Origin of the sequence: Siminovitchia jepli (genome assembly GCF_047228825.1) — a bacterium.
Taxonomy (GTDB): domain Bacteria; phylum Bacillota; class Bacilli; order Bacillales; family Bacillaceae_C; genus Siminovitchia.
In genome coordinates, this window is record NZ_JBFEGN010000001.1 from 259,083 (window position 1) to 268,376 (window position 9,294).

The following is a 9,294-nucleotide window of genomic DNA, read 5'->3' on the forward strand; positions in this document are numbered from 1 at the left end:
TCTTCCCCCATTCTCTTAATTTTTTGATCGTTTCTCGGCGATCCTTAACTTGGCCGATCTGGACCGGTTATTTACTGCAAGTTCCGCTTCTGACGGAACAATCGGTTTCCTTGTAATCAATTTCATGTGCGGCTTCAACTCATCCGGTATAACAGGCAGCCCCGGAGGCAGATCCGGCACGGAACTGGCTTCCTTGAACAGCTGTTTACAAATCCTGTCTTCCAGGGAATGAAAAGTGATCACGCAAATTCTTCCGCCCGGGTTCAACAGGCTGATGGCCTGTTTGAGCGAACTTTCAAATGCCTTTAACTCATCGTTCACTGCGATGCGAATCGCCTGAAAGATGCGCTTGGCCGGATGGCCCCCTTTTCTTCTCGCCGGTGCCGGAATACTTTGCTTAATAATCTCCACAAGTTCACCTGTTGTTTCTATCGGTTTTTTTTCCCTTGTTCTTTCAATGTTCCTCGCCACTTGTTTGGAAAACTTTTCTTCTCCGTAGCGGAAAAATATTCTTACAAGCTCTTCATAAGGCCAGCCGTTGACAATATCATGCGCTGTCAACTCTCCATCCAAATCCATTCTCATGTCAAGTGGCGCGTCGTAATGATAACTAAACCCGCGCTCCGGTGTGTCCAATTGCGGCGATGATACACCCAAATCGTACAAAACACCGTCTACATGATCTATTCCCCGATTGTGAAGTTCGTCTTGGAGAAATTTAAAATTGCTTTTAATGGCCGTAAATTGTTCCCCATAATCTGCAAGCTTCTCCTGTGCATATTGCAGGGCTGTTTCGTCCTGGTCAAACGCAAACAATTTCCCGCCTTCCGTTAATCTGGAAAGTATATAAGCACTGTGCCCGGCTCCGCCAAGCGTGCAGTCCACATAGATACCGTCCGGGCGAATATTCAGCCCCTCAACAGATTCTTCCAGCAATACCGTTTCATGTTTAAACAAAGCTTTCACCATCCAATTCAACTTTGAGACCGGGGACTTTATATGTTAAAGTCAATCATGTTTTCAGCGATTTCCGCAAATGATTCTTCTGAAGCTGAAAAATAGTCTTCCCATATATCCTTGCTCCAAATCTCAAAACGATTGGACACGCCCAAGATGACGCATTCTTTTTCCAGCTTTGCATAATCGAGGAGGGAGGCGGGCAAATTGACTCTTCCCTGTTTATCAAGTTCACACTCTACTGCTCCCGAGAAGAAAAACCTCGTGAAGGCCCGGGCATCTTTTTTCGTTAAGGGGAGAGCTTTCAACTTTTCTTCAATCGATTTCCATTCAGACAGTGGGTAGCCGAACAAACATTGATCAAGGCCCCTTGTAATGACAAAACATTCCCCAAGGTGTTCACGGTATTTGGCAGGCACGATCAAACGGCCTTTCGTATCAATGTTGTGGCGATATTCACCCATGAACATGACCCATGCCCCCACTTTCTATATTAAATGTACCACAATCCCCCACCTGCAACCACTATTTTTTTAAAATTTAATAGCACTTTTATATCTCGTATTTCGATAAAAAAAACCGAATCCGGATCGGATTCGGTTTTTTTGGACTATATTCTTAACACTTTGTGCTTTCCGTCAAATTCGTATGAAATGTTTATAAGAGAATGGATGAAATGCGGGCCATAATCGTTCAGGAAATAAAATATGTTCCAAAACCTTTCCTGCGGGCGGCCGTCCGGACGGAGCATTTGTTCGACATGCAAGTATTTGTTCAACACGGCTTCATGCTGCTTCATTATACTTTCCTCCACTTTCCTTTTAAGAAAATCAAGCTGCTGAAGGTGGAACGCCAAATTGGTATCGGCAAGGCGGGTGTGTCCCCTGTCAACTTGACCAATATGGGCCCGGATTTTTTGATAATGCTTCTGAAGGCTTTCTTTTGTCTGCTGCACAAGAGCATCCAATTGCCTGTCTTGAATGTTCTTTAAAAATTGTTCCTTTTCCGCCTCGCATCCGCATTGAAGCACTTTTTCCAATGATAAATCCAGTTCCTCCAATTCCCTTTCGATAGAACGGTCAAGTAATGTAACGTTTAGCCGGGGTACGACTGGAGGCATCGTCATGCCGGCTGTTTCAAAGGCCGTTTTCAGTTCGCCCCAATAGGCGATTTCTCCGGGACCGGCGATAAAGGCCAAAGTGGGAAACAGCCACTCCTGCATCAACGGGCGTGTTACGACATTATTGCTAAAGCTTTCAGGATGCTGCTCAAGGAGCTGAAGCAATTGTTCCTCTGTCATCATGACATCTCCGCCCTTGCTGATAAACACCTTTTTTGCGGAGTCGAACAAAAGCAATTCCCGTCCCTTGTCTGTATTCAAGAACAGATTGGCCGCATTTTCGTCCATATCAATGGCCCGGTGAAAGCCTCTTTGATCAAGGACGGCCTGGCGGGATAAAACAGCCGAAGCAATATCCTGGTTCAGCTCAATCAGCCTAGCGAAATACGGCTTTTCCAGTTCCCGAAGAGAAGGATCTGCAGAATCAATCAAGAGAAGCCCGTAATCTTTGAACAATGAAAGCACAATATATGAGAAAAAGTCAACGAGTGTATCCGCTTGGTGAGCGGCTTCGTCCAAAAGAAGGAGCATTTCATTTGTATGGGGCCTTTCTCCCATCATTGAAAATAGTTGGCGAATCCACCTCTTCATGACCTCTTTATCAAATTCAATATGGGAGGCCATTTTCTTGCTTCCCATTTGTTGGGGATACGTCATTTTTTTCAACGTTCGATGTTCTTTTATGTAAAGGTGATTGATCTCCTGGTAATCATGATCTTCTCCCGCTACCCAAAAAACAGGTACAACAGGAATTCCCAGCTCTTTTTCTTGTTGTTCGGCAAGCTTTATGATGGAAATGATTTTATGAATCGTATATAAAGGGCCTGTCAACAAACCGGCTTGTTGGCCCCCGATCACAACAACCGATTGCGGATCGCGGAGTTTTTCCAGCGCCAGCCCCGTGGCATCCGATTTTGGAAATCGGCTCATATATTTTTCCATGCAGGCGGCCAAACGGGTCCTGTTAAAATCCCTTTTCATTACATCCCGATACCGTTGCCTGAATATGCCATTTTCTGTGATATCATAATGAAAATATTCTTTGATTTTCTCCATATTTTCTATATATAAAGAGGCAAAACGGTTCGTAGCAGGAACAACGGTATTTTGCAATTCCATATAAGGTACTCCCTTTCTCCTACTGTTTCAATCAAGAAGAGTATAGCAGACAAAATCGTTAAAATACATTTTCCTGCCTGCTTCATACAGACAGCATTTCCTTTGCGCGGGATATAATGCCATAAAGAACGAAACCGATATACAGGAGTGTGAACATAAGAAAGTTTAATCTCCAATAGCCAATAAAAACCTTTTGGTAATGAATTTCTTCCTTCGTCTTCCAATAATAAAAAGTAAAAATAATGGCAAGGATCAGCATTGCAAGGATAATCAACCCGAGAAAGGAACGTCCCCAAATCGTCAAAATGATAAAATGAACTGAGATTACCAAAACAAATGTCGTCGCGTTAATCGCACTGTTCAATGCCAAGCGGTGGTTTTTCGTTATTTGTTTTACGAGCGTAAAGAGCAGTATATAAAAAAGAACCGGGATTGTAATAAAAAATGCTACTGCAGATGAAAAAAACGCTGCCAACTTCTCTCTTCAACTCCTTTCTTGTTCAATCCCTTTTGCCATGAGATAAACCGCCTGTATCGTTGCAGGCTTCATCCCTTTTTTTAAGGCTGTACGAAGCACGTAGCCCAATATTGCCTCAATTTCGGTTTTTCTTCCCTCCTGAACATCCTTTAGCATAGAGGAGGTGTTGTCTTTCGTATTTTGACATATCCGGATTACTTTTTGAAATGTTTTTTCCTTCTCACCATGCGGGAAAACTTCATATACCTCTTCAAACAACTGCCTGAAAAGCTGAAAATAATAAGGATTTTCCACGAGAACGCCGTTTTTCGCCTGAAAAATAACGGTCAGTGGATTGATCAGTACATTTGCAATTAATTTTTCAACAAGCATCCCTTCATAATCATGATGAAACTGAAACGGAAACTCCGGATCGCGGCAGTCCGGAAATTTTTGATCACTTCTGCTGTCGCCACGATATAATCCGATGTTAATTTTGCCGACCCCATTATGGGCTACCGTCCTCCTGCCTTTTCGCTTGGCGCCGTGCTCAACGGTGGCAACGAAAATGGTTTCATTCGGAAGGCTTGGCAACCATTCAAGATGCCCCATGCCATTTTGAAGAAAACAGATCGGGACATGGCTTGCGATCTTGCAAATAACCGGAATAAGATCGTTTAAATGATATTGCTTTACCGCCACAAAGATAAAATCCTGTCCGTTCAAACTGTCTGATTCCGTGCTGGCACTTACCTTGGTGAAGCGTTCTCCACTTAGAGTGATCAATTGGATACCATTTTCCCCCAACTCCCTGGCTTGTTCTTCCGTACGGGTATAAACCGTGATGTCGAAAAATTTTCCAAGGTAGGCCGCCAATAGCAAGCCAATGGAGCCGCCTCCAATAATCCCGACTTTCATACCATCACCTGCTCCCGCCATTATTTGGTTTCTACTTTATACTAAAGGGAGGATGCCTTTTTAAAGCAGCCGTTTTCTACCATTATATCTGAATTTTTTCAGGCTTTGTTATATAATAAAACTAAAATAATATTTTCTAACAAAAAAGTTTTATAAGGGGATGAAATTATGCCGGCAGAAGTACAAAAATTAAAGATCAACTATAAAACGATGGAAGATTTCAAACAATTTAAGGAATATGGCGCCCAAGAGCTTTCCATGCTCGAAGATTTACAAACAAATTTTGTCGAAGATGAAATAGATTCTCCTTTTTACGGAATTTATTATGGAGATAAACTGGTGGCGAGAATGAGTCTTTACAAGCGGGATGCCAAATATGACCAGTATTTCGATCCGCCCCAGGATTATTTGGAATTGTGGAAGTTGGAAGTGCTTCCGGATTATCAGGGAAAAGGTTTGGGAACAGAGCTTGTAAACTATGCAAAAAGCTTTAAAATGCCCATAAAAACCAATCCCAGAATGAATTCGCGGCCTTTTTTCGAAAAAATGGACTTTCAGCCGGTTACCTATAATGTGGAAAGGGATTTAGGGGAAAATCCTCTCGTTTGGTATCCAGAAGGAGTTTCAGAGCAAAAAAACGGAAATGAATAACCATGTTAAAGCTGGTGAACCACAGGCGGCAACCCGGATTCAGCTTTTCCGCGGCCGGAGCCGCCTTCCGAGAGGGAATAATCCCTCTTTTTTTTTCTACTTGAAATCAATTGAAACTATTTTCCTTCTTCTCCGTACTATATAAAGGGAATTTTACTTTCACCAAAAGAGGGGGATTCTTGATGAAACGAACAGGTGAAATAACATTGGGAATTATCGGTATCATATTAAGTGCGTTGCTTTCCTTGTGGGGAGCCTTTTTGGCATGGATGGGAAATTCAGATGAACTGAAGTTATATTTGAATGAAGAAATGGCCAACGACCCTGCATTAAGTGTCAACCCGGATGAAGTGAGCTCAGTGCTTGGGGGAATGAGTGCATTTGGCTGGGCCGTGGTCGCGGCGGCCGTCCTCGGAATTGTTTTTGGGATCATTGCCACTGTCAATATTAAAGGCAATAAAAACCCGAAACTGGCCGGATGGATGTTCATCGTTGGTGCAGTGTTGACCGGTATTGTTTCGGTTGGGTTCGGTTTTTTGCCCGCCCTTCTCTATTTAATTGCCGGTATCATGTCATTTGTCCGGAAGGCGCCTCCAAATCACGGTGTTTCAGGACCGGAATGAAGCATTCCGGATTAACCGATAAGTCCTTCCTCAACCTTTGTCAAAACCGGATGGAGGTGGCTAACAATCAGCGGGGGAAAAGCCCCCCGCTGATTGAAGTTTCACTTTATGTTTGCGCTTTCTCTTTCTGCCTTGGTTCCCCCCGGTCTATCGCAGCAACTTCCCTTGCTTTTTCCAGTATTCCCAAAAGGGATGCGTAATCGTTATTCAAGCGAAAATACTCGTTTTTTAGTTTATCCAGTTGATTCTTCGTTTCTGCCAATTCCTGTTTCAGCCCCTCATTTTCCCTTTTTAACTTTTCTTGTATTTCCGATCCGGATTGAATGTTGGACTGTGCTGCTTCCATATCCATTAAAAATTGAATGATGTCTTTTACAGAAAGTGTTTTTGCTTTTTCCTTTGGCTCTTCCCCTGCAGCCGGAGCGCGCTCTTTTCGTTCCTGTTTCGGGTAAGCCTTTCTTGCTTTTTTCGCTTCGGATATTTCATTTTTGTATTTCTTCCTGACAAATGAATTCCACCTGAATCCACATGCCGCCGCGGTTCTCGACAGTTTCTCGCCCACTTCCTCAAAAGCTTTTAATTGGGTGCTCCCTGTCCTGATATGTTCCAGTACAATTTCCGCAAGCATTCTATCTTCATCCATTGTCCACGCATCTTGGCGTCCTGTCGCCATAATTTATCACTCCCGGCTTTTTAACACATACATATGCATGTAATAGAGAAGATAGAATAACGGGATTTTACATTTATTGCTTTAGAAAACGGGAAACTGCATCATGATGGGCATTACGCGCCCAAAGTTCTGCGCACCGCTTCCATTCATTTTCCATCCGTTCTTGTAAACGGACAGCATGAAATTTCTCGATCATTGCCTTTTTATATGCTTCTATGACACCTGAATCTTTTTGCAGCATTTTTGCCATATATTCGAAGGCTGTCTGCTCCGTTAGCGTATCATACACTTCTTGCAAAAAACCGATTTCTTTCATTTCATCGGCTGTATATATATCCGCTTCAGACAATAATTTGAATGCAACGGAAGGACCCAAGCGCTCATACAGCAGGCTCCCCCCTCCCCACCCGGTTGTGATGGCGAGGTTGGCTTGAATAAAGCCGAGCCTTGCACCTCGGCGTGCAATTCTAAAATCGCATGCGGCAGCTATTTCACTCCCGCCCCCGACGGCTGTGCCATTTATGGATGCAAGGGTCGGTTTTGGAAGCATCGCCAGCCTGCATAATAAGCTTCCCATTCTTGACAACATGGAAATGGCTTCCGCTTGCGTTTTAAGCCGATGAAATTCTTCGACATCCCCTCCCGCACAAAAGGCATTATCGCCTTCACCTGTAATAACAACCGCTTTTACGGAACTGTCCCTTTCGGCCCGGTCAAGCATTTCCCGAAAGCCGTCCATGACCCGGAAATTGACGGCATTTCGTTTTTCCGGTCTTGTAATTTTCCCAAAAAGAAGACCTTCATCTGTTTTAAATTGAATAAAATCCCCCATCGTTTGCCTCCATTCTGCTTTCATCCATTATGATCCATTATAATGAAAAGGGGGCAAAACTTTAAGCTTGATTTACCGCCTTCCCCATAAGGTATAATGTTGAATTAACTTGACAATGTATTTGGAAAGGAGCATGTACTATGCACTATAATGACCCGTTAAAAAATAGAGTAAAGAGAATAGAAGGACAATTGCGCGGCATCTTGCGAATGATGGAAGAGGGAAAAGACTGCAAAGATGTGATTACACAATTGTCTGCATCGAGGGCAGCCATTGACCGCACGATCGGCGTAATTGTCAGCCAAAACCTGGTAGAATGTGTAAAACAGGCAGAAGCGGAAGGAACAAAGAAGACGGAAGATCTCGTCCAAGAAGCGGTTAACTTGCTTGTCCGAAGTACATAAGCACTTTTCATTCCGGTATTTAAAAGCAATGTACAGGCCAGTGAAGCTGCTAATTTAAATTATGCTTCCTTATCGCAGGAAAGATTTAGCATCTGGCAGCTTTGCGACAAGGTAAGCCTATACTTCCCCGAATAAGCTACGCCGCAGGAGCACAATAGGCGCTAATCTCTTAGTCGGTAGGCGCTTGGCCGCCTTAGGCCGCCACGTCCTGTGGCGCCGGCGGTACCAGGACGTCCTTTCCTTCGGCAGGCTCAGGCAGCGACGTCCTCGAAAAAGCTTACGCTTTTTCTCCGTGCGATGACGATGCTGTCGAAGCTTTCCTTGTCCTGTCGCTTCGCCTGCACTGGCACGTCCTGTGCGTCGGCAGGCTCATGCGGCGACGTCCTCGAAAAAGCTTACGCTTTTCCTTCGTGCGATGACGATGCTGTCGAAGCTTTCCTTGTCCTGTCGCTTCGCCTGCACTAGCACGTCCTGTGCGTCGGAGCTAGACACAGATAAGCTTTTTTTGAAGGAAATGTTTAGCAAGTTATACTTTCTTAGAAAAAAAGAAAAAACGTGAAGAGTTTTTCCTCATCACGTTTTTTCATTCTTCGAAATCAATCGTTTACTACCGATTTCCCTTTATATGTTCCGCATTCTTTACAAACGCGGTGGGCAAGTTTCAATTCGCCGCAATTTGGGCATTCAACCATTCCAGGTACGCGTAATTTAAAATGAGTCCGGCGTTGTCTTTTTGCAGTTTTGGAAGTTCTTCGTTTAGGTACAGCCATTCTTCCCACCTCCTTACAGTGCCATGATCTTATTATTTTTGATCGTCTTTGTTTTTTTCAAGCAATTTGCCAAGCTCTGCCAGCCGCGGATCAATCTTTTGCTTCTCGTATTCCCTGGCTTGCGCAAGCTGATCCTCTGTAAGGACTTCCCATCCATTGCCCGCAGGCAGGCCACTGTCTGCTTTTGCCTCTTCCGAAAAAACCTGCATCGGTATTTCCAGCAGGAGCAGTTCATAAACAATCGGCATTAAATCAACTGTTCCGCCTTGAACGACATGGGTTTCATCCGTTTCATCCAAATTGTAATCCGAAGGTCTTAATAAAAATGTTTCTATTGATCGGATGTGGAAAGGATAGTCAACGTCTGCCAATGTTCTCGAACATGGCAAAGTAAATTTACCCGTCATCAGAAGATGAAAAGTAACTTTACGAGAGTCAACGTCGGCTGTCCCTTTGACACGGACCGGTGACATATCCCTAATATCGGGATTTTCCTTTTGCAGTACATGCTTCACGTTGATTGTCTCATCAAGCTCCATTACATCGTTTTGATATTTATGTAACTCGGCTACTGTCCATTTCATCATCATCACCCCTGGGCAACAAAAGTTATTATAACTTTCACAGCTTCTTTTGTCAATATAATCCTCTTTACAAGCTTTTTGCGATGTTCCCTTTTTTCGTATATACCCACAAAAAGAAAGCACGCTTTCAGAGGGCGGTGACAATGAACTTCTAATTTTAGAAGGCATATTTCAGAATATTCTATA

The 9,294-nt window shown here is 43.7% G+C and carries 13 protein-coding genes; 3 read left to right on the forward strand and 10 right to left on the reverse strand.

All coding sequences use genetic code 11. The annotated features are described in order from the left end of the window. Positions 1-15: 15 nt before the first annotated feature. The 5 genes from rsmH to AB1L08_RS01315 form a co-directional block, all read right to left on the reverse strand. Positions 16-957 carry a 16S rRNA (cytosine(1402)-N(4))-methyltransferase RsmH gene (gene rsmH, locus AB1L08_RS01295; RefSeq protein WP_413062856.1) on the reverse strand — a complete coding sequence of 314 codons (942 nt, stop codon included), beginning with the start codon at positions 955-957 and terminating at the stop codon, positions 16-18. Positions 958-995: 38 nt separating this feature from the next. After that, on the reverse strand, positions 996-1,427 hold the full coding sequence (gene mraZ / locus AB1L08_RS01300) for a division/cell wall cluster transcriptional repressor MraZ (RefSeq protein ID WP_413062857.1): 432 nt from the start codon (positions 1,425-1,427) through the stop codon (positions 996-998). A 140-nt stretch (positions 1,428-1,567) separates the two neighbouring features. Beyond that, positions 1,568-3,196, reverse strand: coding sequence for a bacillithiol biosynthesis cysteine-adding enzyme BshC (bshC, locus tag AB1L08_RS01305; RefSeq protein WP_413062858.1), 1,629 nt, complete (start codon positions 3,194-3,196; stop codon positions 1,568-1,570). An 82-nt stretch (positions 3,197-3,278) separates the two neighbouring features. Then, positions 3,279-3,671, reverse strand: a complete 393-nt coding sequence (locus AB1L08_RS01310) for a DUF3397 domain-containing protein (RefSeq protein WP_413062859.1) — start codon at positions 3,669-3,671, stop codon at positions 3,279-3,281. Positions 3,672-3,680: 9 nt separating this feature from the next. Next, entirely contained in the window at positions 3,681-4,571 is an 891-nt protein-coding gene (locus AB1L08_RS01315; protein ID WP_413062860.1) for a 2-dehydropantoate 2-reductase, read from the reverse strand. 168 nt (positions 4,572-4,739) lie between these two features. On the opposite strand from AB1L08_RS01315, the gene AB1L08_RS01320 reads away from it, so the two are divergent. Together AB1L08_RS01320 and AB1L08_RS01325 are read left to right on the forward strand one after the other, a co-directional pair. Then, positions 4,740-5,222, forward strand: coding sequence for an N-acetyltransferase (locus AB1L08_RS01320; RefSeq protein WP_413062861.1), 483 nt, complete (start codon positions 4,740-4,742; stop codon positions 5,220-5,222). A gap of 182 nt (positions 5,223-5,404) precedes the next feature. Beyond that, positions 5,405-5,845, forward strand: a complete 441-nt coding sequence (locus tag AB1L08_RS01325; RefSeq protein WP_413062862.1) for a DUF4064 domain-containing protein — start codon at positions 5,405-5,407, stop codon at positions 5,843-5,845. 106 nt (positions 5,846-5,951) lie between these two features. Here AB1L08_RS01325 and AB1L08_RS01330 read toward each other — a convergent pair whose 3' ends face one another. Both AB1L08_RS01330 and AB1L08_RS01335 read right to left on the reverse strand, forming a co-directional pair. After that, the gene (locus tag AB1L08_RS01330; RefSeq protein ID WP_413062863.1) at positions 5,952-6,518 is read right to left on the reverse strand and encodes an RsfA family transcriptional regulator; all 567 of its coding nucleotides are present in this window, start codon (positions 6,516-6,518) and stop codon (positions 5,952-5,954) included. A 73-nt stretch (positions 6,519-6,591) separates the two neighbouring features. Next, the gene (locus tag AB1L08_RS01335) at positions 6,592-7,350 is read right to left on the reverse strand and encodes an enoyl-CoA hydratase/isomerase family protein (RefSeq protein WP_413062864.1); all 759 of its coding nucleotides are present in this window, start codon (positions 7,348-7,350) and stop codon (positions 6,592-6,594) included. Positions 7,351-7,490: 140 nt separating this feature from the next. Here AB1L08_RS01335 and AB1L08_RS01340 point away from each other — a divergent pair, with 140 nt between their 5' ends. Further along, positions 7,491-7,754, forward strand: a complete 264-nt coding sequence (locus tag AB1L08_RS01340; RefSeq protein ID WP_413062865.1) for a metal-sensitive transcriptional regulator — start codon at positions 7,491-7,493, stop codon at positions 7,752-7,754. Between the two features lie 596 nt (positions 7,755-8,350). Here the strand turns inward: AB1L08_RS01340 and rpmF are convergent. The 3 genes from rpmF to AB1L08_RS01355 form a co-directional block, all read right to left on the reverse strand. Continuing rightward, positions 8,351-8,524, reverse strand: a complete 174-nt coding sequence (gene rpmF, locus AB1L08_RS01345) for a 50S ribosomal protein L32 (protein ID WP_077111828.1) — start codon at positions 8,522-8,524, stop codon at positions 8,351-8,353. 32 nt (positions 8,525-8,556) lie between these two features. Beyond that, on the reverse strand, positions 8,557-9,108 hold the full coding sequence (locus AB1L08_RS01350; protein WP_413062866.1) for a YceD family protein: 552 nt from the start codon (positions 9,106-9,108) through the stop codon (positions 8,557-8,559). A 5-nt stretch (positions 9,109-9,113) separates the two neighbouring features. Continuing rightward, positions 9,114-9,294, reverse strand: a 181-nt coding sequence (locus AB1L08_RS01355; protein ID WP_413062867.1) for a hypothetical protein, incomplete at its 5' end; no start/stop codon positions are given.

Bases quoted from the DNA above. Each gene is read 5' to 3' on its own strand.
- mraZ (WP_413062857.1), bottom strand. From the start codon at position 1,427: ATGTTCATGGGTGAATATCGCCACAACATTGATACGAAAGGCCGTTTG.
- bshC (WP_413062858.1), bottom strand. From the start codon at position 3,196: ATGGAATTGCAAAATACCGTTGTTCCTGCTACGAACCGTTTTGCCTCT.
- AB1L08_RS01315 (WP_413062860.1), bottom strand. From the start codon at position 4,571: ATGAAAGTCGGGATTATTGGAGGCGGCTCCATTGGCTTGCTATTGGCG.
- AB1L08_RS01320 (WP_413062861.1), top strand. From the start codon at position 4,740: ATGCCGGCAGAAGTACAAAAATTAAAGATCAACTATAAAACGATGGAA.
- AB1L08_RS01325 (WP_413062862.1), top strand. From the start codon at position 5,405: ATGAAACGAACAGGTGAAATAACATTGGGAATTATCGGTATCATATTA.
- AB1L08_RS01330 (WP_413062863.1), bottom strand. From the start codon at position 6,518: ATGGCGACAGGACGCCAAGATGCGTGGACAATGGATGAAGATAGAATG.
- AB1L08_RS01335 (WP_413062864.1), bottom strand. From the start codon at position 7,350: ATGGGGGATTTTATTCAATTTAAAACAGATGAAGGTCTTCTTTTTGGG.
- AB1L08_RS01340 (WP_413062865.1), top strand. From the start codon at position 7,491: ATGCACTATAATGACCCGTTAAAAAATAGAGTAAAGAGAATAGAAGGA.
- rpmF (WP_077111828.1), bottom strand. From the start codon at position 8,524: ATGGCTGTACCTAAACGAAGAACTTCCAAAACTGCAAAAAGACAACGC.
- AB1L08_RS01350 (WP_413062866.1), bottom strand. From the start codon at position 9,108: ATGAAATGGACAGTAGCCGAGTTACATAAATATCAAAACGATGTAATG.